This window comes from Promicromonospora sp. NPDC050249 (genome assembly GCF_040656015.1).
GTDB lineage: Bacteria > Actinomycetota > Actinomycetes > Actinomycetales > Cellulomonadaceae > Promicromonospora.
Window position 1 is genome coordinate 23,090 of the sequence record NZ_JBFAKY010000009.1, and the last position, 22,704, is coordinate 45,793.

The 22,704-nt window shown below is 71.8% G+C and carries 27 protein-coding genes; 12 read left to right on the plus strand and 15 right to left on the minus strand.

What is annotated here, in order from left to right; translation table 11 throughout:
* Nucleotides 1–87: 87 nt before the first annotated feature.
* The gene (locus AB0I32_RS09335) at nucleotides 88–663 is read left to right on the plus strand and encodes a shikimate kinase (RefSeq protein WP_357505120.1); all 576 of its coding nucleotides are present in this window, start codon (nucleotides 88–90) and stop codon (nucleotides 661–663) included.
* Nucleotides 664–698: 35 nt separating this feature from the next.
* Here AB0I32_RS09335 and AB0I32_RS09340 read toward each other — a convergent pair whose 3' ends face one another.
* On the minus strand, nucleotides 699–1,109 hold the full coding sequence (locus AB0I32_RS09340) for a class I SAM-dependent methyltransferase (protein ID WP_357505121.1): 411 nt from the start codon (nucleotides 1,107–1,109) through the stop codon (nucleotides 699–701).
* Nucleotides 1,110–1,321: 212 nt separating this feature from the next.
* On the opposite strand from AB0I32_RS09340, the gene AB0I32_RS09345 reads away from it, so the two are divergent.
* The 6 genes from AB0I32_RS09345 to AB0I32_RS09370 all read left to right on the plus strand — a co-directional run bounded on the left by AB0I32_RS09345 (nucleotide 1,322) and on the right by AB0I32_RS09370 (nucleotide 5,191).
* Nucleotides 1,322–1,867, plus strand: coding sequence for a sigma-70 family RNA polymerase sigma factor (locus tag AB0I32_RS09345; protein WP_357505123.1), 546 nt, complete (start codon nucleotides 1,322–1,324; stop codon nucleotides 1,865–1,867).
* Nucleotides 1,864–2,364 (plus strand): hypothetical protein, encoded by a 501-nt coding sequence (locus AB0I32_RS09350; protein ID WP_357505125.1) that lies wholly within the window; start codon nucleotides 1,864–1,866, stop codon nucleotides 2,362–2,364. The genes AB0I32_RS09345 and AB0I32_RS09350 overlap by 4 nt, the downstream gene beginning before the upstream one ends.
* Before the next feature lie 118 nt (nucleotides 2,365–2,482).
* Nucleotides 2,483–3,013, plus strand: a complete 531-nt coding sequence (locus tag AB0I32_RS09355) for a cysteine hydrolase family protein (RefSeq protein ID WP_357505127.1) — start codon at nucleotides 2,483–2,485, stop codon at nucleotides 3,011–3,013.
* Between the two features lie 139 nt (nucleotides 3,014–3,152).
* The gene (locus AB0I32_RS09360; RefSeq protein ID WP_357505129.1) at nucleotides 3,153–3,836 is read left to right on the plus strand and encodes a YceI family protein; all 684 of its coding nucleotides are present in this window, start codon (nucleotides 3,153–3,155) and stop codon (nucleotides 3,834–3,836) included.
* 24 nt (nucleotides 3,837–3,860) lie between these two features.
* Nucleotides 3,861–4,385, plus strand: a complete 525-nt coding sequence (locus AB0I32_RS09365; RefSeq protein WP_357505131.1) for a sigma-70 family RNA polymerase sigma factor — start codon at nucleotides 3,861–3,863, stop codon at nucleotides 4,383–4,385.
* The gene (locus AB0I32_RS09370; protein WP_357505133.1) at nucleotides 4,382–5,191 is read left to right on the plus strand and encodes a zf-HC2 domain-containing protein; all 810 of its coding nucleotides are present in this window, start codon (nucleotides 4,382–4,384) and stop codon (nucleotides 5,189–5,191) included. The genes AB0I32_RS09365 and AB0I32_RS09370 overlap by 4 nt, the downstream gene beginning before the upstream one ends.
* Here AB0I32_RS09370 and AB0I32_RS09375 read toward each other — a convergent pair.
* The 6 genes from AB0I32_RS09375 to AB0I32_RS09400 form a co-directional block, all read right to left on the minus strand.
* Entirely contained in the window at nucleotides 5,186–5,683 is a 498-nt protein-coding gene (locus AB0I32_RS09375; RefSeq protein WP_357505135.1) for a nitroreductase/quinone reductase family protein, read from the minus strand. The genes AB0I32_RS09370 and AB0I32_RS09375 overlap by 6 nt on opposite strands.
* A gap of 125 nt (nucleotides 5,684–5,808) precedes the next feature.
* Entirely contained in the window at nucleotides 5,809–6,618 is an 810-nt protein-coding gene (locus tag AB0I32_RS09380; protein ID WP_357505137.1) for an endonuclease, read from the minus strand.
* Between the two features lie 174 nt (nucleotides 6,619–6,792).
* Entirely contained in the window at nucleotides 6,793–7,590 is a 798-nt protein-coding gene (locus AB0I32_RS09385) for a glucose 1-dehydrogenase (RefSeq protein WP_357505139.1), read from the minus strand.
* A 159-nt stretch (nucleotides 7,591–7,749) separates the two neighbouring features.
* On the minus strand, nucleotides 7,750–8,619 hold the full coding sequence (locus AB0I32_RS09390; RefSeq protein ID WP_357505141.1) for a carbohydrate ABC transporter permease: 870 nt from the start codon (nucleotides 8,617–8,619) through the stop codon (nucleotides 7,750–7,752).
* 2 nt (nucleotides 8,620–8,621) lie between these two features.
* A complete protein-coding gene (locus AB0I32_RS09395) occupies nucleotides 8,622–9,569 on the minus strand; it encodes a sugar ABC transporter permease (RefSeq protein WP_357505142.1) in 948 nt (315 codons plus the stop codon).
* Nucleotides 9,566–10,942, minus strand: a complete 1,377-nt coding sequence (locus AB0I32_RS09400) for a sugar ABC transporter substrate-binding protein (RefSeq protein WP_357505144.1) — start codon at nucleotides 10,940–10,942, stop codon at nucleotides 9,566–9,568. The genes AB0I32_RS09395 and AB0I32_RS09400 overlap by 4 nt, the downstream gene beginning before the upstream one ends.
* 174 nt (nucleotides 10,943–11,116) lie before the next feature.
* Between AB0I32_RS09400 and AB0I32_RS09405 the strand changes: the two genes are divergently transcribed.
* Entirely contained in the window at nucleotides 11,117–12,064 is a 948-nt protein-coding gene (locus AB0I32_RS09405) for a sugar-binding domain-containing protein (RefSeq protein WP_357505146.1), read from the plus strand.
* A 50-nt stretch (nucleotides 12,065–12,114) separates the two neighbouring features.
* Here the strand turns inward: AB0I32_RS09405 and AB0I32_RS09410 are convergent, their stop codons facing one another.
* Entirely contained in the window at nucleotides 12,115–13,617 is a 1,503-nt protein-coding gene (locus AB0I32_RS09410) for a mannitol dehydrogenase family protein (RefSeq protein ID WP_357505148.1), read from the minus strand.
* A 148-nt stretch (nucleotides 13,618–13,765) separates the two neighbouring features.
* On the opposite strand from AB0I32_RS09410, the gene AB0I32_RS09415 reads away from it, so the two are divergent.
* Nucleotides 13,766–14,146 carry a MerR family transcriptional regulator gene (locus AB0I32_RS09415; RefSeq protein ID WP_357505150.1) on the plus strand — a complete coding sequence of 127 codons (381 nt, stop codon included), beginning with the start codon at nucleotides 13,766–13,768 and terminating at the stop codon, nucleotides 14,144–14,146.
* 6 nt (nucleotides 14,147–14,152) lie between these two features.
* Here AB0I32_RS09415 and AB0I32_RS09420 read toward each other — a convergent pair whose 3' ends face one another.
* Nucleotides 14,153–15,100 (minus strand): WYL domain-containing protein, encoded by a 948-nt coding sequence (locus AB0I32_RS09420; RefSeq protein ID WP_357505152.1) that lies wholly within the window; start codon nucleotides 15,098–15,100, stop codon nucleotides 14,153–14,155.
* Between the two features lie 101 nt (nucleotides 15,101–15,201).
* Between AB0I32_RS09420 and AB0I32_RS09425 the strand changes: the two genes are divergently transcribed.
* On the plus strand, nucleotides 15,202–16,368 hold the full coding sequence (locus tag AB0I32_RS09425; RefSeq protein WP_357505154.1) for an epoxide hydrolase: 1,167 nt from the start codon (nucleotides 15,202–15,204) through the stop codon (nucleotides 16,366–16,368).
* A 133-nt stretch (nucleotides 16,369–16,501) separates the two neighbouring features.
* Here AB0I32_RS09425 and AB0I32_RS09430 read toward each other — a convergent pair whose 3' ends face one another.
* The gene (locus tag AB0I32_RS09430) at nucleotides 16,502–17,374 is read right to left on the minus strand and encodes an alpha/beta fold hydrolase (protein ID WP_357505156.1); all 873 of its coding nucleotides are present in this window, start codon (nucleotides 17,372–17,374) and stop codon (nucleotides 16,502–16,504) included.
* 100 nt (nucleotides 17,375–17,474) lie between these two features.
* Here AB0I32_RS09430 and AB0I32_RS09435 point away from each other — a divergent pair, with 100 nt between their 5' ends.
* The gene (locus tag AB0I32_RS09435) at nucleotides 17,475–18,077 is read left to right on the plus strand and encodes a TetR/AcrR family transcriptional regulator (RefSeq protein WP_357505158.1); all 603 of its coding nucleotides are present in this window, start codon (nucleotides 17,475–17,477) and stop codon (nucleotides 18,075–18,077) included.
* Here AB0I32_RS09435 and AB0I32_RS09440 read toward each other — a convergent pair.
* From AB0I32_RS09440 to AB0I32_RS09455, 4 genes are all read right to left on the minus strand, one after another.
* A complete protein-coding gene (locus tag AB0I32_RS09440) occupies nucleotides 18,074–18,700 on the minus strand; it encodes a DUF6518 family protein (protein WP_357505160.1) in 627 nt (208 codons plus the stop codon). The genes AB0I32_RS09435 and AB0I32_RS09440 overlap by 4 nt on opposite strands.
* Nucleotides 18,701–18,827: 127 nt before the next feature.
* A complete protein-coding gene (locus tag AB0I32_RS09445; RefSeq protein ID WP_357505162.1) occupies nucleotides 18,828–19,133 on the minus strand; it encodes a hypothetical protein in 306 nt (101 codons plus the stop codon).
* 76 nt (nucleotides 19,134–19,209) lie between these two features.
* Nucleotides 19,210–19,737: an alpha/beta hydrolase gene (locus AB0I32_RS09450; RefSeq protein ID WP_357505164.1), complete on the minus strand. Its 528-nt coding sequence runs from the start codon at nucleotides 19,735–19,737 to the stop codon at nucleotides 19,210–19,212.
* A gap of 29 nt (nucleotides 19,738–19,766) precedes the next feature.
* The gene (locus AB0I32_RS09455; protein ID WP_357505166.1) at nucleotides 19,767–20,501 is read right to left on the minus strand and encodes a hypothetical protein; all 735 of its coding nucleotides are present in this window, start codon (nucleotides 20,499–20,501) and stop codon (nucleotides 19,767–19,769) included.
* Between the two features lie 103 nt (nucleotides 20,502–20,604).
* Between AB0I32_RS09455 and AB0I32_RS09460 the strand changes: the two genes are divergently transcribed.
* A complete protein-coding gene (locus AB0I32_RS09460; RefSeq protein ID WP_357505168.1) occupies nucleotides 20,605–21,459 on the plus strand; it encodes a LysR family transcriptional regulator in 855 nt (284 codons plus the stop codon).
* A gap of 27 nt (nucleotides 21,460–21,486) precedes the next feature.
* On the opposite strand, the gene AB0I32_RS09465 is transcribed toward AB0I32_RS09460, so the two are convergent.
* Nucleotides 21,487–22,665: an MFS transporter gene (locus AB0I32_RS09465; protein ID WP_357505170.1), complete on the minus strand. Its 1,179-nt coding sequence runs from the start codon at nucleotides 22,663–22,665 to the stop codon at nucleotides 21,487–21,489.
* Nucleotides 22,666–22,704: the final 39 nt, after the last annotated feature.

The window sequence follows — 22,704 nt, forward strand, 5'->3', positions numbered from 1 at the left end:
TCGGCCGGCGAACAGCGGCTACCGCCTACCTCCACACAGTGAGCAATAATGGGCGACATTTCGCCCGTTCAGCAGGGAGCGTCGTCCATGATCCTTGTAGGACCGCTCGCGGCCGGGAAGTCCACGCTCGGCGCGCTCGTCGCCCAGCGCCTCGGGCACCCGTTCGTCGACATCGACGACATCGCCTGGACCTATTGCGCGGAGGTCGGCTGGGACCTGGACCGGCTCCTCGAACGGGACGAGGCAGTCGGCTGGGTGGCCGCCGAACGCGAGTGGGAGCCCGCCCGTGCGCACGCGGTGGAGCGCGCCGTGCCGGACCACTCGGACACGGTCCTCGCCTTCGGCGCCGGCTACACCAGCTTCACCAGGCCCGAGTACGCCGACCAGGTGCGCCGGGCGCTGGCGCCGGTCCCCGACGTCATCCACCTGCTGCCGAGCCCCGACCCGGTGCGTTCCGTGGCGGTGCTGCGCGAGCGTGCGATCGCGAGCCGCGGGAAGGACTGGATCATCGAGGGCCACGACTGGATCGCCGAGTGGGTGGCGGACCCGCTGGCCGCCGAGGTCGCCGCCGCCACGGTCTACACGGACGGGATCAGCCCGGACGAGTCGGCCGAGCAGCTCGTCGAGCTCCGGGAACGCCTGTACGCGGAGCCGGCCGCGTAGGCCGGCCCGTCAGGTGGCGCCGCCGTCGGCCGCCGTCACGCCTCGAACAGCCCCGCGTTCAGGAAGTCCGCCCCAAAGGTTCCCGGGACGTCGTCGCGCACCCGGCGCACCTCGACGGGGCGCAGCGGCGCGAAGATCCGCTCCAGGTCCTCGACCAGGAACGACATCCCGCCGCCGAGGTCACCGCTCGTCAGCACCTCGCGGTCGGGTGGGCTCGGCTGGTTCTCCTGGGCGAACGCCACCACCGCGTAGCGCCCGCCGGGTGCGAGCAGCAGCAGGATCCGCTCGCGGTAGGTGATGCGCCGGTGCGGCGCCAGGTGGTGGAAGCATCCCGAGTCGTAGACGGCGTCGAGCAGGGGTGCGGCCAGGTCCACCCCGACGACGTCGGCGCCCCGCTCCGCGAGCCACGCACCGTTGCGCCCGTTGCCGCAGCCGACGTCGAGCACCCGGGCGCCGCCGAGGGCGCCGAGCAGGCCACGGCCGTGCCAGTCGACGAGCGGTTCGTCCGGGAGGCGGGAGTTGAGCGGATGTCCTTCGCGGGTGAATCCGCATCCGCCATTTTATTCGGTTCGGTCTTTCCGCAGGTGGTTCAGCACTCGTGTCCCGGACGTGAACCTCACGGCCACGCACCGCGACTGCACAGGTGAGAGGAGGCGAGATGAGCGATGAGTTGCTGGTGGTGAGGGCTCAGCTGGGCAGCCGGTCCGCCCTGGAGGACCTGGTGGTGCGATGGCAGAGGCCGGTCTGGCTCTACGTACGCCGCATGCTCGACGCCGAACGCGCCGACGACGTGGCGCAGGAGGCCTGGATCGCCGTCGTGCGAGCACTGCCGAGGCTCCGTGAGCCCGACCGGTTCGCCCCGTGGTTGTTCACGATCGTGCGGCGCGCGGCCTTGAACCGGCTGCGCGGTCAGTACTCCGACCGACATCAGCTGGTCGGTGATCTCGAGAGCGATCACGACCGGTCCGACGGCGGCGCGCGGGACCCGGTCGACGCACTGGTGGACCGGGCGGAGATGGTCGCCCGGCTCGCGGGTCTCCCGGTCCTGGAGCGCGAGGTCCTGGTCCTGCACTACCTGGAGGACCTTTCCGTCGAGGACTGCGCGCAGGTCTGCGGTGTCCCGGCAGGAACGATCAAGTCACGGCTGAACCGTGCGCGACGCATGCTGCGCGAGCACGTCGAGGAGGAAGGTGAGCTGACATGACGAACGAGGAGCCTCGTGCTTCCGCACCGGAGGTCATCGCCGGGCTGGGCGGCACGCTGTCGAAGGGCGCCCGCGTGCGTGCCGTGGCCGCGCTGGTGGTCGGCGTGGCCGGCGCCGTGTTCGTCGGGGCGCTGTGGTGGACCGAGCCCGGTCCCCTGCCGGTCCTGACCCAGCTCGCCTTCGGGCTGCTCATGCTGGTGTGCCTCGCCTGGGCCGCCTACGGGACCTGGCTGCTGCGGTCCCGGATCCCGCTGTTCGCGACCGACCGCGTGGTGGCCGCGTGGATCGGTCTGACGGCGTCTGTGCTGGTGGGCGGCCTGCTCATCGGCACGGTCGCGCAGCGCGGTACCGGGACGTGGGGCGCGGTCGCGGCCGTCGCGGTGCTCGTCGTGGTCTCGACGGTGCTGGTGGTCCGGGCGCACGCCCGGCGCGCGGCCCTGCTGCGCCGCGAACAGGCCCTGTCCGGCGACGATCCGTCGCCAGGCGCTCCGAGGTAGAACCACCGCGGACGAGGCGTGTTGCTGTGAGTAGACAGTGTCTACTCACAGCAACACACTTCGCGGAGTAGATGTTCATGCCGGCCCGTACCAGTCCCTCCAGAAAGGCCCAGTACCTGTGAGCTCTGTGGTCCTCGTCATCGACCTGCAGGTCGACGTCGTCCGCGGGTGCTTCGACGCCGACGGCGTCGTCGCCCGTTCCATCGCCCTCGTCGAGCGCGCCCGGAGCACCGGCGCACCCGTCGTCTGGGTGCAGCACCACGAGCCCGGCCTCGAGCGGGGCACTCCCGGCTGGGCCCTCGCCGACGGCCTGGCCCCGCAGCCCGGCGAGGCCCTCGTCTACAAGGCGTACCGCGACTCGTTCGCCGACACCGGTCTCCGCGACGTGCTGGACTCGCTCGGCGCCACCCGCCTGGTCGTCGTCGGCGCGCAGTCCGACTTCTGCGTGCGGACCACCACGCAGCGTGCCGCGGCGCTCGGCTACGACGTGACGCTCGTGAGCGACGGTCACACCACCAGGGACACCGAGTGGGACGGCGTGCGGATCACCGGCGAGCAGATCGTCGCCCACACCAACATGTACTTCTCCGGACTCCGCTACCCGGGCGGCACGTTCGACATCGCCCGCCACGACGAGGTCACGCTCTGACCCCGCGCGCCGAACCACCCCGGCTTTGACTCCGATCGCGAAGCCGATCGAGAACCCGATTGAACCGATCGTCTCTTTCACCCGTAGTAGTAGGGGCAGAGGCCGGCAACGGGTCGGCCTGCGAACGAGAGGGGCGGACGTGCGCAGAGGGACAAAGGTCGCGGTCGGTGTCGGTGCGGCGATAGTCGTGGTCGGAGGGGCGGCGGCGATCTTCGGGCCGGGCCTGTACGCCGACTGGGCGAACGAGGCCGCGGCGGACGCACCCACCCTGGAGTCGTCGGCGGTCCCGCTGCCCGACGCCGAGTCGGCTGCCGGCACGTGGACCGTCAGCGACGGGTCGTTCGCCGGGTACCGCCTCGACGAGGTGCTGAACGGCGAGGACGTGACCGTGACGGGGCGCACCGAGGACGTGACCGGTGCGGTGACGGTGGCCGACGGCTCCATCACCGAGGCGAACATCGAGGTGGACATGGCGACGGTGGCGACCGACGAGGCCCCGCGTGACGCCTACTTCCGCGACACCGCGCTTGAGGTGGGCGAGTTCCCCACCGCGACGTTCGAGCTCACCGAGCCGGCGACCATCGAAGAGGGCGCCACCGCGGTAGAGCTCACGGGTGACCTCACCGTCCACGGCGTCACGCAGCCCGCGACGTTCGAGGCGGAGGTCGCGGGCGACGCGACCAGCGGCGACCCCGTGCAGGTCATCGGCAGCATCCCGATCACGTTCGCCGACTTCGACGTCGACGCCCCGTCGCTCGGGTTCGTGACGGTGGAAGATGAGGGCAGCATCGAGTTCTCGCTGCAGCTGCAGCCCGGACAGTAACCGACACCCGGAGGCGACGGGACCGTGACCACAGGTGACCCGCCCGCGGGCGCCGAGGACCAGCTCCTCGCGGCGGTGCACGACACGCACGCCGGTGCGCTGTACCGGTACGTCGTGCGCCGCACGGGCGACGAGGAGGAGGCGCGCGACGTCGTGCAGGAGACCTTGCTGCGCGCGTGGCGGCACCCCGAGGTCCTCGAACGGTCGGAGGAGTCGGTCCGCGCGTGGCTGTTCACGGTCGCGCGCAACCTCACCGTCGACCACCTCCGCAGCGCCCGGCGCACCCGCGAGCGGGCCACTGGTCAGGTTCCGGACCGCGAGGAACGGGACACGACCCAGGCCGTGCTCGACTCATGGCTCGTCGCCGACGCGCTCGTGTCACTCTCGCCGGCACACCGAGCGGTCGTCGTGGGCGCCTACTACGGCGGCCGCTCGGTGGCCGAGCTCGCGACCGAGCTGGGCATCGCGCCCGGCACCGTGAAGTCGCGTCTGCACTACGGGCTGCGCGCGCTGCGCCTGGCCCTGCAGGAGAAAGGAGTTACGTCATGATCCCGGCAGAGGGAGGACACGGCGGCGACCAGTACGCCGAGTGGGACGCGGCGTACGTGCTCGGCGCCCTGAGCCCGAGCGACCGGCGTGCCTACGAGCGGCACCTGACCGAGTGCGCAGCGTGCCGCGCCGCCGTCGCCGAGCTCGCCGGCATGCCAGGCCTGCTCAGCACGCTGACGGCGGGGCATGCGGAGGCGCTCGTCGCCGAGGTACCCACGGCAGGCCTGTCCGACGGCGTCGGGCCGGCCCCGTACGACGTCGACCCCGAGCTCGCGCCCGTGGTCTCGCTCACGAGCCTCGCGGGTGCGGCCCGTAGGTCCCGCACCCGACGCCGGTCGCTGCTGGCGGTCGCGGCCTCGGCCCTGGTGGTCGCCGGTGCGATCGGTGGTTCGACGCTCGCGGGCAGCGGCCTGTTCGGATCGCCGGACGGTGCGTCCACGGCGCCGACGTCGGCCACCGTGGCCGGTGCGCGCACCATCGAGCTGCGCCCGGTGGGCGACGCCAGGATGCGTGCCGAGCTGGTCGTCACGCCCACCGACTGGGGTACGAGCCTCGAGTGGAGCTGTGACTACCCGCCTGAGCCCGGAGAGCAGCCGGGCGGCGACTACACGCCGCCGGAGCCGATCAAGTACGAGCTGGTGCTGGTCGGCCAGGACGGCGCGCGCACCGTCGCGGGCACCTGGTCCTGGTCGGGTGGCACCACGACGGACCTGGACGCGTCGTCGGCCATCCCGATGACCGAGGTGGACCGCATCGAGATCACCCTCGACGGGCAGGAGGAGGCACTCGCGACGGCGACGCTATGACAGTCGCCGAGGCTCGGGCCGTGGTCGCAGGACGACCACGGCGGTCTCCGCCGAGCGGAGCGCGGCGTGGGCGTCCAGGTGTGCGTCGACCTCCCGCCACCTGGCCCAGAGGCGTTCGCGCTCGATGCCCTGCGCGGCGTGCGCCTGCACGAACCGGGACCCGTCGGCCAGGTCCGCCGTGGCCTCGGGGTGCACCTGCAGGTTGAGCCACCACGACGGCTCGCCGTCGGCCCAGCCGTTCATCGCCAGGCAGACGAGGTCGGGGCCGTCCTCGACGTAGGCGAGGATCACGCTGTGCTCGCACCCCGTGCTGCGCCCGGTGGTCGTCAGGCGCAGCGTTCCCCAGCTGCGTCCCCGCGGCTTGCGGAGCCCTACCCGGCCCGCCGTCACCCGGTACAGGCCGCGATGCAGCCCCCAGACGGTACGGACGAACCAGCGCGGCGGCACCCGCGGCACGGACCTGCTCTCGACCGATCTGCGTTCGTTCGACACGCTGACCCTCCGACCCTCTGTGCGAGTCGCCTGCCCGGGTGCCCTGCCCACGCCGGCAAGCCTTCTCCCTCCAGGGTAGAGAGCCCGCCCCGCTCCGGCCATACGCCGAGGGGGCGAGCTCGGGGTCAGCCCCAGATCGCGTCCGCCCACTCCGGGTGGTCGATGAACGGGTTCCGGTTGTGCTGGTAGTCCTCGTAGATGACGTCGTTCCGGTTGGCCTCGAACGCCGACACCGGGTCCTCGTTGTTCCAGTCCAGCAGCACCGAGATCCTGCCGTGGAACGGGACCGACCCGTTGGTGACCGTGTCGTTGGTCTCCAGGTCGACGAAGCCCTCCTCGCCCTCGTAGCGCACCGCCATGTAGAGGATCATGCGCGCGACGTCACCCTTGACCGCGTCCCGGGGCTCGAAGGAGTTGGAGTCGGTGAGGCTTCCCGGCGCCCCGCTGACGGCGCTGCCGCCGTTGTCGAAGTCCTTGTTGCCGCGGATGCCGTTCACCTGCACGTCCTCGGGCCGCAGGTGGTGCAGGTCCGTGCCGGGGCCGGCCGACGTGCCGAAGTTGCCGTGCGACTGGGCCCACACGTGCTCGCGGTTCCAGTCGCCGACGTCGCCACCGTTGAGGCTCTTCGCACGCGACTGGCCGCCGTACAGGAGGATCACGTTGTTGGAGTTGGCGGGGTCCTGGTCGGTGACCATCAGTGCGGTCCACACCTGGCTGTACGACAGCCGGGTGTTCCCGCTGATGATGTCGTTGAGCTCGGACTTCAGGGCCTCGCCCGAGAGGCCCGCCGTGCCGTCGTAGTAACCGGCCGGGATGGCGGCCACGGTCTGCGTGGCGTCCTCCTGCGCGACGGCGCCCGGCGCCACCAGCACTCCGGCAGCGACCACGAGTGCGGAGAGCCCGCTCCCCCAAGCCCGTCCGAGACGTGTGCGCATCGTCGACCTCCGTATGAATCGGCCCGCGACCCCCTGCGGGCGACGGTGCGACGGTCACACTTCAATGCAAACCCCTCGACTTGGACCGTTTTGCGTAAATTCCGGGTGAAATCTCACCGGGATGACCATGCAGTTGCTGCCAGTATCAGATCGATCCTGGCAGCAGGTGCATGGTCATCCGGCCAGGACCGCCACCCCGGTGCGGCCGCCGTCGACGTCGAGCACCGTGCCGTGCACGAACCGCGCGTCGTCCGAGGCCAGGTAGACCACCGCGGCACCGATGGCGTCCGGGTGCCCCGGCGCGCCCGCCGGGGTGCCCACGGTCAGGTTCTCGGAGAACGCGACGGACGGGTCGAGGTCGGGCGGCCGGATCACGCCCGGCGAGACGGCGTTGACCCGCACGCCCTGCGGGCCGAGCTCCGCGGCCCAGGACCGGGTGAGCGACTCCATCGCAGCCTTCGTCGAGGCGTACGCCCCTCCGGTCGGGCCGGCGAGCCGCGCGACCCACGAGCCGAGGTTGACGATCACGCCGTCGCCGTCGGACACCATGCCCGGGGCCACCGCCTGGGTGAGGAAGTACGGCGCCTTGACGTTCACCGCGTAGAGCCGGTCGAGGCTCTCGGCATCGGTGTCGGCCAGGTTCGGGGCCGACCGGTAGATCCCTGCATTGTTCACCAGGATCTCGATCCGGCCGCCGAGCAGCTCGGCGGCCGCGTTCGCGAGGTCGCGGCTCGCCTCCGGGCTGCCGTCCAGGTCGGCCGCGACGAAGTCGGCCCTGCCGCCGTCCGCCCGGATGGCAGCGACGACGGCCCCGCCGCGCCGCTGGTCGCGCCCGGAGACGACGACGTGCGCCCCCTCGGCCGCGAGCGCCTCCGCGATCGCCCGGCCGATGTTGCTGGTGGACCCGGTGACGAGGGCGGTCCGGTCCTGGAGCCTGCCCTGTGTGCGCACTGTCTCGGTTGCCTGTGTCATGCCTGCGACGTTAGGAACCCATTTTTGGACTAGCAAGTCCAGAACTGTGCTCCTACCGTCGGGTTCGTGAAGCTGGGGTCCAGGTGCTGCGCGCGACCGGGAGCACGGTGCACCTGGAGGCGGTGCTGGACGCGCTCATCGACCACCTCGGCCGGCCCGCTACTTGATCGCGCCCATCGAGAGCCCGCGGACCAGCTGCTTCTGGGCGATCCAGCCCGCCAGGATCACCGGGAGCGACGCCAGGAGGGCCGCCGCGCTGAGCCGGGCGAGGAACAGGCCCTCGCTCGTCATGGTCGACACGATGAGCACCGGCACGGTCGCCGCCTGGGACGCCGTCAGGTTGAGCGCGAAGAAGAACTCGTTCCAGGCGAAGATCACGCAGATGAGCGCCGTCGCCGCGATGCCGGGCGCCACCATCGGCAGCAGCACGGACCGCATGGTGCGCATGAGGCCCGCACCGTCGATCGACGCCGCCTCGAGCACCTCACCGGGCACCTCGATGAAGAACGACCGCATCATCCACACCGCGATCGGCAGGTTCATCGCGGTGTACAGCACCACGAGGGTCCAGATGTTGTCGAGCACCTTGAGCTGGCCGGCGATCACGTAGATGGGCACGATGACGGCCACCACCGGCAGCATCTTGGTGGAGATGAAGAAGAACAGCACGTCGCTGACTTGTCGCACCGGCCGGATCGAGAGCGCGTACGCCGCCGGCACACCGAGCAGGAGCACCAGGACCGTGGAGACGCCGGTGGCGATCACCGAGTTGCCCACGTAGACCATCGAGCCGCTCTCGAGCACTGCCCGGAACTGGTCGAGGGTCGGCGTGAAGAACCACGTCGGCGGGTCGGATGCCGCCTGGTTCTCCTGCTTGAACGCCGTCATGGCCATCCAGGCGACTGGGAAGAAGAACCCGATGGCGAGCAGCCAGGTGAGGGTGGTCAGGAAACCACCGGAGACGCGACGGTTCGTGCTGCGCCGGGCGTCGGTCGTGCGCGAGGTGGCCACGGGAGTAGCGACAGACATGGTCACTCCTTCACTTCGAAGCTGCGGAAGATCAGGCGCAGCGCGGCGGAGGCCACGATGATCGTGGCGATCACGACGACGACACCCATGGCGGCGGCCTGCCCGACGTCGAACCCGAGGAACGCACGCTGGTAGATGTAGAACGGCAGGTTGGCGCTGGCCGTACCGGGCCCGCCCGCCGTCATCAGGTAGATCTGGTCGAACGTGTTGACCACGTAGATGATCCCCAGCAGCACGCCCAGCTCGATGTACCGCCGCAGGTGCGGCAGGGTGATCAGCCGGAAGGTGAGCCATGTGCCTGCGCCGTCGACGGACGCCGCCTCGAGCACGTCCTTCGGCTGGGCCTGCAGGCCGGCGAGCACGAGCAGCATCATGAACGGCGTCCACTGCCACACCAGGGCCATCAGGATCGCGATCACGGGGTAGGTCGACGTCCAGTCGACCGCCTCGATGCCGAACAGGCCGAGGGCCCAGTTGAACAGGCCGTACGTCGGGTTCAGCAGCGCGATCGACCAGAGCACCGAGGTCGCCACCGGCATCACGAGGAACGGCGTGATGAGCATGGTGCGCGCCACGCCGCGCCCGAAGAAGGGCCGGTCGAGCAGCAGCGCGAGGACGATCCCGAGGACCATCGCCACCAGCACGCAGCCGAGGGTGATGACCACGGAGTTCCACGCGGTCTGCCGGAACGTCGAGTCGACGGCGATGTCGACGTAGTTCGACAGACCCACGAACAGGTCGGACTCGGGACGCAGCAGGTTCCGCGAGTGCAGCGAGTACCAGATGGTCAGCAGGAACGGCAGCTGCGTGACGATGACCGTGAAGATCAGCGCGGGCAGCAGCGGGCCGCGACGGCGCCACGTCTCCGCACGGCTGACCGGCCGCGACGACGCCTCGCTGCGCGCCGCCCGGCGTGAGCCTTCGAGCCGGTCGATGGTCGAGGTGCTCATTGCCCCTCCTCTGCCTGGTAGGTCTCCGCCACCGTCTCGGCGTACCGCTGGGACTGCGCGATGGCCTCGTCCACGGTGATCTGGCCGGCGATCGCGGCGGACATCTGCTGGCCGACACGCGTGCCGAGGTCCTGGAACTCGGGTATCCCGACGAACTGGATGCCGGGGTACGGCACCTCGTGGGTCATCGCGGCCTCCTGCGTGGCCCCGTTCATCGAGTCGAGCGTGGCCTCCGCGTAGGCCTCGGAGACCTCCGCGTACTCCGGGAGCTCGTAGGTGGACAGCCGGCTCCCCGGCGGCACCCGCTCCCAGCCGATCTCGTTGCCGACCAGCTTGATGTACTCCTTGTCCGTCATCCAGGAGACGAAGTCCCAGGCGGCGTCCTTGTGCTCGCTCGTCGACGGGATCGCCAGCGACCAGCTGTAGAGCCAGCCCGCCGACTCCGTCTCGGCGACAGGTGCGGGGGCGTAGCCCACCTTGCCCGCCACCGTCGACGACGCGGGGTCCTCGACCGAGGAGACCATCGAGGTCGCGTCGTACCACATGGCCGACTGTCCCTGGGCGAAGCGGGTGAGGCAGTCGCCGAAGCCCGACGTCGCGGCGCCCGGCTGGCCGGACGTCCGCAGGGTGTCGATGTAGGTCTCGATGGCCTCCCGGCTCTCGGGAGAGTCGAGGGTCGCGTTCCAGTCCTCGTCGAACCAGCCGCCGCCGAACGTGTTCATCACGGTGGTCATGGGGGCCATGTCCTCGCCCCAGCCGGCCAGGCCGCGCAGGCAGATGCCGGAGAAGTCCTCCTCCGGAGCGTTCAGCTCGGCCGCCAGCTCGCGCACCTCGTCCCAGGTCGGGTTCGCGGGCATCTCGAGGCCCGCCTGCTCGAACAGGTCGGTGCGGTAGGCCAGGAACGACGACTCCCCGTAGAACGGCACCGAGTACATGTCGCCGTCGTGCGAGAGGGCCTCGCGGACGCTGGGGACGAAGTCCTCGGCGTCGTACCCGTCGGTGGCATCGATGTACGGCTGCAGGTTCTCGATCCAGCCGTTCTCTGCCCACATGGGCGTCTCGTAGTTGGAGATCATGACGACGTCGAACTCGCCGCCGCCGGTCGCCACCGACGCCGTGATCTTGGCGCGGGCCTCGTTCTCGGGCAGCGACACGAACCGCACGTCGACGCCCGGGTGGGTGGCACGGAACTCGTCCTGCAGCGAGATCGCGTCCTGCATCTGCGGGTTGGACACGATGGCCACGACGATCTGCTCGCCGTCACCGCCGCCCACGGCGCCCGCCCCGGCGCAGCCGGTCAGGGCCAGCGCGACGGCGGCCGTGGCAGCCGTCAGCGTCGCTCTCACCGAAGTACCCCTCGGAGGTCGGAACATCCTCGTCCTCTCCTCGTCCTCTTAGTCGGCACAGCGTCTCCGCCGCGCTCATCTGAGAATTGTTACTTGCTCATCTGCATCCGCAGCGTAGTTCGGTATGCTCAGGTGAGCAAGACCCTCCCTTATCAGTCGCTCAGATGTTCCCCGCTCACGCCTGCGGGAGTGAGGACGCAGGTGACCCAGAACGACTCGAACCTCCTCTCGAACCTCATGGTCGAGGTGAGCACCGACTACTACCTCGACGGCAAGTCGAAGGTGGAGATCGCGCGCCACCGCGGCATCTCCCGCTTCCAGGTGGCGCGCCTGCTCGCGCAGGCCCGGGACGAGGGAGTGGTCCGCATAGAGATCACGCCACCCCGGGCCGACGGCGAACGCGGCGCCCGCCTCGCCGCCCGCCTCGGGCTGCGCGAGGTCCTCATCACCGCGAGCGGCGAGGACACCGCCGCCACCCGGGAGAACGTCGCGGTCGAGCTCGCCCGCGCCGCGCGCGAGCACATCGCCGAGGGCGCGACGGTCGGCGTCTCGTGGTCGCGCACGGTAGAGGCGGCGGTGCGGCACATCGGCCGGCTGCCGCAGTGCGACGTCGTCCAGCTGGTCGGGGCACTGCCCGTCGAGGGCAGCGGCAACTCGCTCGCGCTCATCAGCACGTTCGCCCAGATGCCCGGCGTGCGGACGTGGCCGGTCTGGTCACCGCTCCTCGTGGCCGACGCCGCCACCGCCGCGGGCATGCGCCGGCAGCCGGAGATCGCCGACGCGCTGGCGCGGGCCGATCACCTGGACGTCGCGGTCGTCGCGATCGGCCACTGGTCCGAACGCACGTCCACGGTGTTCCCACAGATCAGCACCGAGGAGCAGCAGGCGGCCACCGAGGCCGGAGCGATCGCCGAGTGCTCGGGCCGCCTGTTCGACGCCGAGGGCCGCCCCGTCCGCACCAGCCTCGACGAGCGCGTGGTGGGCGTGACGCTCGAACAGCTCGTCGCCACGCCGCAGGTGATCGCGATCGGCTACGGCGCAGCCGTCGCCCCGGGTCTGGTGGCCGCGGTACGCGGCGGCATCGCCAACACCCTGGTGATGGACGACGCGGCGGCCACCACCCTGGAGTCCCTCCTCGCCACCCCCTAAACACCACCCCGGATTCGCCGAAGTAGAGCGGGTGTCCGCGGACAGGCGCTCTACCTCGCGGTGCGGGTCACCAGAGCCTCGACCGTGGCTCGGGCGCCCTTCTCGTGCAGGGACGTCAGCGCCGCCGTGTAGGCGGCGGTGAACCGCTCGTCGTCGACCAGGTCGCCGAACACCTCGCGGTCCCGCAGGAACGCGAGCGGGTCGGTCCGCTGCGCGAGCGCCGCCCGGTGCAGCCGGTCCGCGAGCCGGTCGACGATCTCGATGGGCTCGCCGACCTCGTCCACCCCCTCGTCGTACCGGGCCCAGGACGCGACGACGAGCGCCGCGTGCTCGATCGGCCCGCCCGTCGCCAGGTGGTGCCGGACCACGGGCAGCAGCCACTTCGGGATGCGGTCCGACGACTCGGCGCACAGCCGCGCGAGGGTGTCGGCCACGTGCGGGTTGGCGAAGCGCTCGATGAGCGTGCGCTTGTACAGGTCCAGGTCGATGCCGGGCACCGGCTCCAGCGTGGGCGTGCCCTCGTCGTCCATGTAGCCGAGCAGGAACCGGGCGAACACGTCCTCGCCCGCCACCTCGTGCGCGTACCGGTACCCGGACAGGTAACCGACGTAGCACAGGGCCTGGTGGCTCGCGTTGAGCAGGCGCAGCTTCATCAGCTCGTACGGCTCGACGTCGGACACCACCTGCACGCCGGCGTCCTCGAACGGGGGCCGCCCCGTGGGGAAGGTGTCCTCCAGCGCCCACTGCTCGAACGGCTCGGCCACCACCGGCCAGGCGTCGTCGATGCCGAAGCGTTCGGCCACCAGCGCGCGGTCGGCGTCCGTGGTGACCGGCGTGATCCGGTCGACCATGGAGCTCGGGAACGCGACGTTCTCCTCGATCCAGGCCGCGAGGTCGGCGTCCTTGGCCCGCGCGAACGTCGTGAACGCCCGCCGCGCGACCTCGCCGTTGCCCTGGATGTTGTCGCAGCTCATCACCGTGAACGGCGGCACGCCCCGGTCCCGCCGGCGGCGCAGGGCCTCGGTGACCAGCCCGAACGTCGTCGCGGGGACGGCGCCGTCTACCAGGTCGGCGGCGACCGCCGGGCCCGTCAGGTCGAACTCGCCGGTCACGTGATGGATGTTGTATCCGCCCTCGGTGACCGTGAGCGAGACGATGCGCACGTCGGGGGAGGCCATCTTCTCGAGCACGACCTCGGGGTCGTCGGGCGCCAGCAGGTACTCCTTGATCGACCCGATGACGCGCGCCTCCAGGCGTCCGTCCGGGTGCTTGAGCACCAGCGTGTAGAGGCCGTCCTGCGCGGCGAGCGCGTCGCGCATCCGGACGTCGCTCGGCAGCACGCCGACGCCGCAGACCGCCCAGTCCAGCGCCTTGCCCTCGGACATGAGCCGGTCCAGGTACATCGCCTGGTGCGCGCGGTGGAAGCCCCCCACCCCGAGATGGACGATCCCGGTGGTCAGCCGCGACCGGTCGTAGGTGGGGACCACCAGCGCCGCGCCGCTCGGCGCAGACGCCACCAGGCCGCCCACGGTCTCTTCGTCGAGTGCCGTCATCGTGCTCCTCCGCCGCCCTTCAGACTCCGTTGAACGTCCGGCCAGATTAACAGATGAGCGCACCAGTGGTCACAGATGAGCGGAGCCTGAGTGCAGGAATCGGCGCCGTAGGATCTGACGTTGACGTCAGAGATACAGGCATGGAGACATGGGGGACATGATGGTGCGGACCGGCGAGATGATGCGGATCGGCGAGCTCGCCGGACAGGCCGGCGTGAGCGTCCGCGCGTTGCGCTACTACGAGGAGCAGGGCCTGCTGACCTCGGAGCGCTCCGCCTCGGGCCAGCGCTACTACACGGAGGACGCCGTCGACCGCGTCCGGCTGATCCAGGTGCTGTACGGCGCCGGCCTCAACAGCAACACGGTCCGCGACATCATGCCGTGCATGGACTCGGGCATGGCCTCGACCAGCATGCTCGAGCTGCTCGCCACCGAGCGCGACCGGATCGACGAGCGGATGCGCGAGCTGGCCGAGACCCGCGACCGGCTCACCACGGTCATCGAGCAGGGCCACGCCACGCGCGACTGAGCGCGTTCAGCCGACCGCCGCCGCGTAGCGCCGGGACAGCTCCGCCAGATGCTCGACCAGCCGCTGCGGCTCCCGCACCGTGAAGTCGAGACCGAGCATGCCGATCCACACGGCCACCATCTCGATGCTGTCGCCGCCCGTGACCAGCACGCAGGTCCTGTCGTCCACCGGCTCGACGGTGCCGACGGCAGGGTTGATCCGGGCGAGCACCTCATCGGCAGGCGCGCGCACCAGGATGCGGGCGTGCACCGCCCAGCCCGTCCGGGCCACCTCGCGGACCACGAGCTCGGTCAGGTCGATGGGCGGGTCGGTGGGCACGAACCGCCGTCCGCCCGGCGTGCGCAGCTCCAGCCAGTCCACGCGGAACGGCTGCCACTGACCCGAGCCGACGTCCCGCCCCACCAGGTACCACCGGCGCTGCCAGGCAACGAGCCGTGCCGGCTCGATCTCACGCGGCGCCTCGCGGTACCAGCAGCGCAGCCCCTGGTGGTCGCGGATCGCGGCGGCCAGCTCGGTGAGCAGCCCGGGGTCGACGGCGGGGTCCTCGACGTTGCTGCTCGTGTTGACCGGCCCGGCGCTCGTGGCGTCACGCAGCGCGGCCACCTGGCGGCGCAGGCGGTCGGGCAGGACGTGCTCCAGCTTGCCGAGCGCCCGGGCACTGCTCTCCTCGATCCCCGCGACGGCGCTGGCGGACCGCAGGCCGACCGCCATGGCGACCGCCTCGTCGTCGTCGAGCACCAGCGGGGGGAGCTTGCCGCCCACGCCCAGCCGGTACCGGCCGCCAGGCCCCCGCACGCTGTCGACGGGATAGCCCAGGTCGCGCAGGCGCGCGACGTCGTTGCGCACCGTGCGGTCGGTGACGTCGAGCCGGTCCGCGAGCTCGGGCCCCGACCACTCGGCGCGGGACTGCAGCAGGCCGAGGAGGGCGAGCAGACGCCCCGCCGTCGTACTCATCGCGGCTCCTTCTGTTTCCGAGCGTTTTGTCCGAGAAATTACTCCAGTCTTGAAAGAATAGAGGAACGAACGGTTCCTGAACTGCTCGTAATGTCTGAGACATGGAGACCACGCAGAACACCCAGGACAACACCGCCGCCGACATCCGCCCCTTCCGGATCGAGATCCCGCAGGCCGACCTCGACGACCTCGCGGACCGTCTCGCCCGCACCCGGTTCGCCCCGGCCGCCCCCGGCGACTCGTGGGACTACGGGACGCCCGAGTCGTACCTCCGCGAGTCCGTCGAGCAGTGGCGCAACGAGTTCGACTGGCGCGCGGTCGAGGAGCGCGCCAACTCCTTCCCGCAGTTCATCACCGAGATCGACGGGCAGAACGTGCACTTCGTCCACGTCCGCTCGGCGGAGCCCGGCGCGCGGGCCCTGCTCCTCTCCCACACCTACCCGGGCTCGTTCCTCGAGTTCCTCGACCTGATCGGGCCCCTCACCGACCCGGTGGCGCACGGCGGCCGGGCAGAGGACGCGTTCCACGTGGTGGTCCCGTCCACCCCCGGTTTCGGCTTCAGCACCCCGCTGAGCGAGCCGGCCGACGGCGGGAGCTGGACCATGGCCCGCGTCGCCCGCACCTTCGACACGCTGATGCGGCAGCTCGGCTACGACTCCTACGGCATCCACGGCAGCGACGGCGGTGCCATGATCGGGCGCGAGCTGGCGGTCCTCGACCCGGAGGGCTTCCTCGGCGCGCACGTGCTGCAGCTCTTCTCGTTCCCCTCCGGCGCGGAGGGCGAGATGGACGGGTTCGGCCCCAAGGAGTTCGCCGCCCTCGGACACATGCAGTGGTTCCAGAGCGTGGGCGGGTACAACGCGATGAACGGCTCGCGACCGCAGACGATCGCCGCGGGGCTCAGCGACTCGCCCGTCGCACAGCTCGCGTACAGCGAGCTGTTCGAGAACTTCGGCAACGGAACCAGCCTGGTCTCCCGCGACCAGGTGCTCGCGCAGGTCAGCCTCTACTGGCTCACCAACACGTCCGCGACGGCGGTGCGGTACCACTACACCGAGCAGCGTTCGGGCGCGGAGCCCGTGGTGAGCACCGGCCGGATCGGCGTGGCCGTCTTCGCCGACGACTTCCAGACCATCCGGGCGTTCGCCGAGCGGGACAACGCGCGCATCGAGCACTGGGCCGAGTACCCGAAGGGCGGCCACTTCGCGGCCCTGGAGGTTCCGGAGCTGGTGGTGCAGGACCTGCGGACGTTCTTCGGCCAGGCCTGAGCGCACGAAACCCCGCCGGTCGAGCGGAAGCCCCGCTGGTCGAGCGTGTCGAGATCCAGGTCTCGACACGCTTGGCCAGCGGGGCTTCGGCATGACCAGCGGGGGCCAGCTCGACCACAGCCCGGCCCGGACGTCAGCCCGCGTCGTGCCGCGCCACGAACTCGACGACCCGGGCCGTGACGAGGTCGGGGAGCTGCCCGCGCACGCCGTGCCCCGCCCCGGGATAGATCTCGACCTCGGCGGACGGCAGACGTTCGGTGAGACGCCGCTGCGCGGTGAGCGGTTCCGAGACCACCGAGACGCCGCCGTAGACCGCCAGGAGCGGCGGGGCGAACGACTCCAGCTCCGCGTCCTTCAGCGGGCGCGCCCAGCCGGCCGCGAGCCTGTATCCCTGCGCGGCCTTCGCGGTGGCCCGCTCGGCGTCGGTCATGGTGACACCCGGCGTCAGCCACTCGCTCATCCTGCGCCAGCCCTCGTCGGTGGTGTCCCCGCCGAACCGGATCATCTTCAACAGGGCCCGCCAGGGCGTCCTCACGATCACCCCGTTCGGCTCGATCAGCGACACGCTCGCCACCCGGTCCGCCGCGTGCAAGCCCACGAGGGTCGCGTGCCAGGCGCCGGACGACTCGCCCAGCACGTGCGCACGGTCCAGGCCGAGCCCGTCCAGCACCGCGGCGAACCAGACCCCGTAGTCGGCGTCACCGGTCAGCGGCGCGGTCTGCACGCTGCGCCCGGCCGACCCGATGGTGTCCAGCGCGTAGACGGCGCGGTCCCTGGCCAGCCCCTCGACGACCTGGTGCCAGTGCAGACTGCTGCCGAGCACGCCCGCGAGCAGCACGAGCGGCTTTCCGTCGCCGGAACCCGACCGCCGGACGTGCGTCGACCCGAACGGGGTCGGGACGTCCGTGAGGACCGCCGGGACCGGCCAGTGCTCCGTCATCGCCTCGTACGTGCGCAGATAGGCCTCGCGCGCCGCGTCGCTCCTGAACCTTCCGACCTTGGCCATCGGCCCCTCCTCGTTTGATGGTATGAACGTATCATCTATGCTGGTCTGCACATACCATGAAGAGGCGCCGGACGGCGCGCGGACGAGAGAGCGGGACCACATGCCGAAGCTGGCCGACCACGATCAGCGGCGGACGCAGATCACGGACGCCGCGCGTCGCGTCATCGCCCGCGACGGCCTCGGGGCGGCCACCTTCCAGTCCGTCGCCGCGGAGGCCGGTATCTCGGTGCGGCTCGTGCAGTACTACTTCGGCACCAAGCGGAAGTTCCTGCTCGCCACCCACCACGCGGTGGTGGCCGACGCCGGCACGCGGTTCACCCGCCGGCTGAGCGTCCTCGGCACCGACCCCGGACCGCACGAGGTGATCCGCGCGATCCTCACCGAGCTGCTGCCGACGGACGCCGACCGGCGGCGGGACACGGTGGTCCTGAACTCGTTCCACGCCGCGGCGCTCACCGACCCCGACGTCACCGCGGAGGACACGCTGGGCGCGCCGCGCTTCCTCGTCCGGGCGATCGCGGAGCAGCTGCACCGGGTCCGCGGGGACGCGGCGCCGTCGGCCGGGCGGGCCGCCGAGCTCGACGCCGAGCTCATCGTGACGGGAACGAGCGGCCTGGCCCAGCTGCTCCTGGTGGACGACGCCGCCGAGGCGCGGGTCGCCGAGCTCCTCGACCGGCTCCTCGACCGGCTGGTCCCTGCCTAGCCGAGGCTCGTGTAGGCGACGTGGAACGCCACCGCGACGACCGCCGTACCGCCGACCGCGAGCGCGACCGGCAGCGCACCCCGTACGCGGCGTACGAGCAGGCCGGCCACGAGCGCGAGCCCGGCCACGCCGATCAGCGTCCAGTAGACGGGGCTCGTCGTGTCCCCGACGACGGTGAGCCCGTAGACGCACTCCCCCACTCCGATGCCCGCCAGCAGCGCCCCGCCGAGGGCTGCGCGGACGCCGGTGGCCCGCAGCCACGATGCCGCGACACCCACGAAGGGGCCGACCACCACGCCCACGACGGAGAACAGCAGCGGGTCGTACACGAATCCACGCAACTGCGACGCGACCATGTACCCGAGGACGAGGAGCACGAAGCTCACGGCTCCCAGCACCGCCGCGGGCCCTGTGCGTGCTCGGGACCAGTACACGAGCGCCGCCGTGAGCACTGTCCAGCCGCTGGCCGAGTTCGCGAAGGAGGCGAACGCGTCCGGCAGGAACCCCTGCGCGTAGGACGTCAGGCCGCCCAGCAGGAAGCTCAGGACCACGGCGATCCCGAGGCGCACGGCCGGGCGAGAGAACGTCGCGGCGCGGGGTGGGGCGTGGTCCACGGTGGTCATGGCCAGAACCTAACGACGGGCGCCGGCACCGGCATCGGCCCCAGGGCTGATCGCCGTCGTACCCAGGGTGGACATGTAGCCGGACGTCGTCGTGCCACGCCGTGCGGGCCGGAGCCGCTCGTCCGGTTCAGGCCGCGCAGTACCGGTCCGCGTAGTCGCCGAACGCGGCCCCGACGTCCGCCGCCGTCAGCCCGTACCGGGACAGCTCGTACTCGTGCCAGCCCATCGGGCTCAGGCCGGGACACGCGGCGAAGGACCGCAGGAGAAGGCGGAGATCGTCGACGAACTCCGGGACCGCCACGGCGTGCGCCCTCGTCTTCCGCTCCGCCTTGACCACCAGCGCGTCGAACGCGCGGTCAGGTGCCCGCATCCCGGCGGTCGCCGGGCGCAGCAGCACGTTCAGAGCGCTGGTGGCGAGCGAGGTGCGTCGCACGTCGACTCCTCCGGAGGGGGCGGCTGAGCGGGCCGCTTCCACCCTGGTTCGGCGCGAACCCCCGGTGGAGGAATCGTCACGCCGGGGCGGCGACGAGCCCCCGCAGGATCTCCCGCCCCGCCTGCCAGGGGCCGACGCCGCTCGCCTCGTTCACGTGGCCGGCCTCCCCGATCCCCACGACCTCCGCACCCCACACGGCGGCCAGGTCCCGGGTCCACCCGGCGGCCGCGTACGGGTCGTCCTGCGAGACGACGACGGTGACCGGGACCGGGAGCCGACGTCGGACGACCTCGAAGCCGCCCGCCCTCGCCGCGGCAGGGAACGCAGGCCCGCAAGCATCGGGGACGGCGACGAGCAGGGCACCGGCCACCACGTCCGGTCCGCGCTCGGCGAGCCACGATGCGGCGGTCAGACAACCGAGACTGTGCGCCACGAGGAACACCGGGCGGCCTCCGTCCGATACGGCGCGGGTCAACGCGTCGGCCCAGTCCAGCGCATCGGGCGCGTCCCACGAGGCGGGCCCGAACCGGACGGCGGGCAGGTCGCGCTCCCAGTGCGTCTGCCAGTGCTCCGGCCCGGATCCGCCGTACCCGGGCACCGTCACGTACCTCACCGAACGGCTCACAGGACGGCTCACCGGGCGGCCGCCATGTCGGCGCCCGCCGCACGCCGGGCCGCACGCACACGGGCAGCCGCCACGAACGCCTCGATCACGGCGTGCGGCTGAGAATCCGCCAGCTCAGGCTGGAACGCCGTGCCCAGCCAGAACGCGTCGCCCGGCAGCTCGACCACCCGAGGCTCCCCCTCGGGGCTCGTTCCCGAGACGACCAGCCCGGCCGCCACCAGCGGTTCGGCATCGGCGGCGGTCAGCCCGAACGAGCAGTGGAAACGCTCGAAGCTCCGCTCACCGAGGGCCTCGGCCGCCCGGCTGCCCGGCACGACGTCGACCTGTCCGCTGCGGCCCTTGAGCGAGCACGCCAGCTCGGTGATGAGCGCGGTCGACGCCGGAGCGGCCCCGGCGTCCGCCGCGCCCGCCACCTGGCTCTCGGCATGCCGCACCCTGATGCCCACCACGTCGCGCGCGAACTCCAGGACCATGTGCTGGTACCCGCCGCACGTCCCCAGCAGCGGGGTACCTCCCGTCCGGGCGGCGCGGATCGTCTCGATGACCCGGTCCTCGTCGGCGTACGGGGAACCGGGGACCACCCAGACACCGTCGAACGCCGTCGCCTCGGCAGGCGCGAGGTCGGTGGTCGAGAGCCAGTGCAGGTCGACGTCGTCGTACCGGCCGGCGATCTCGGGGATCCGTTCGTGGGCCCGGACCGCCGTCGAGCGGTCCCCGACCAGTGCGATGCGTGTGGGGTTCATGCGCCCATGCTGAGCCGCCCCGGTGTATCACGTCCAACGATGAATGCCGATTCCCGGATCGTGATCGCTGATACCCGAGTGTCCGCCGGGAGATACTGGCGCCGTGGACACCCGCGCCCTGCTCAGCCTGGCCACCGTCGCCGAGACGGGCTCGTTCTCGCGGGCCGCGAGCGCCCTGGGCTTCACCCAGTCCGCGGTCTCGCAGCACGTCGCGGGCCTCGAGCGGACGGCGGGGACGCCGCTCCTCACCCGGCGCCCGACAGTCGCCCCGACGCCTGCCGGGCGCGAGTTCCTCCGGCACGTCCGGCAGATCCTGGCGCACGAGCAGGCCGCGCGGGCCGCGGTGGCGCGGGTCACCGGGCGCGACGAGGACACGCCGGTCTCGGTCGCCGTCACGCCGGCCACGGAGCAGCTGCTCCCGGTCGCCGGCCGGCTCGCCTCCGTCGTCGTCGTTGACGCCGCCGCGGCCGCGGCCGCCCTCATGTCAGGTGGCGCCGACGTGGCGGTCGTCGACGGCATCGCCGCACCGGGCGACCCGTTGCCCGGGTCGGGCCCGGACCTGGTCGTGCGGGTGGTCCGGGAGGCACCGATCGCCGTGCTGCTCCCCGTCGCTCATCCCCTCGCGCGACGGTCAGGGATCGATCTGGCGGCACTCACCGACGCGCGGTGGCTCGGTACGACCGGCACCACCTGCTCGACGTCGGCACTCGCGTCCGCTGCCAGGCTGGGCCTGCGGCGCGGCACCGCGTACACCGGGACCTCTGCCGACACGGTTGCGGCGCTCGTCCGCGCGGGCCACGGCCTGCATGCCGCGCCGGGGAACCTCGCCCCGCCCGACGGCCTCGCGATCGTGCCGCTCACGGCCCCGCGGCTGGTGCACCGCATCGAGGTGCGGGCACACGCAGGGCCACGGGCCGCGGTGCTCGCCCTGGCCGACGCCGTGGGAACGGCGCCATGACCCTGTCCCGGGATCGGCGGGCCGACGTCAGCTCGCCGGACGCCGGGCGGCACGGCGGAGCGCGACCGCCGCGGCAGCACTGACGAGCAGGCCGCCCGCACCCGCGACGACGAAGGTGATGCGGGCATCGGTCGCGGCGAGCAGCAGACCGCCCAGCGCGTAGGAGAGCCCTGCGGCCAGGCCGATGGCGCCGTAGAGCGTGCCGAACGCCTGGCCGAGGACGGTGGGCGGGACGATGCGCTGCAGGTGGGTGTTGACGCCGACGTCGAGGGCCGCGATGCCCGCCCCGCGCAGGGTCTGGAGCACCATGGCGGCGGCTATCGAGCCGGCCAGACCGGTGACCAGGTTGCCAGCGCTGCTCACCACGAACCCGACGAGCAGCAGCCCGAGGGCCGGCCAGCGTCCGCCCACGCGCCCGAGCAGCAGGTAGCCGAACAGCAGGCCGATGCCCACCCCGGCGTAGAGGATCGCGGCGTCGGAGCTGCTCCCGCCGAGCTCGTCGCGCGCCAGGAAGACCAGGGCGACGTCGTCCACCCCGCTGAAGGCGACCACACCGACGAAGCCGGCGGCGATCACGCGCACCGTGGGGATCGAGCGCAGGTGCCCGAAGCCTGCTGTCAGCTCGCGGTACCACCCGACCGGCGGAGCCTCGTCGGCCGGAGCCGTCCGGAGCACGCTGCCGAGCAGGGGAAGCCGCGCCAGCACGACCGCGGAGACCGCGAAGGTCGCGACGTCGACGAGCAGGACGCCGCGGATCCCGCTCACCGTGAACAGTGCCGCCGCGATCAGTGGGCCGAAGGCTTCGAGCCCGTAGGTGCCGACACCCAGTGCGGAGTTGGCCGCCTCGAGGTCGTCGTCGTCGACCATGCGCGGCACGGCGCTGCGCGAGGCCGCGATGAAGGTGGTGGCACCGATCCCCCGGGCGGCGACCAGGATCAGCAGGACCGGGAGCGGCGGCAGCGACGCGGCTATGGCCAGCACCAGGAGTCCCTGGACCGCCTCGCAGGCGATCATCACCCTGCGGAGCCCGATCCGGTCGCTGATGAGGCCCGCGAGCGGGCCGAACAGGCCCGGCACGCAGTCTCCGGCCAGCAGGAGCAGCGCTACCGCGACGGCGGCGCCGGCCTCTGCCTGGAGGTGGACGAGCAGCGCCACCAGACCGAGGGAGTCGCCGAGGACCGACACGGCCCGGGCCGTCCACAGCACCCGGAAGTCGCGGTTGTGGCGGAGCAGCCGGAACGCGCC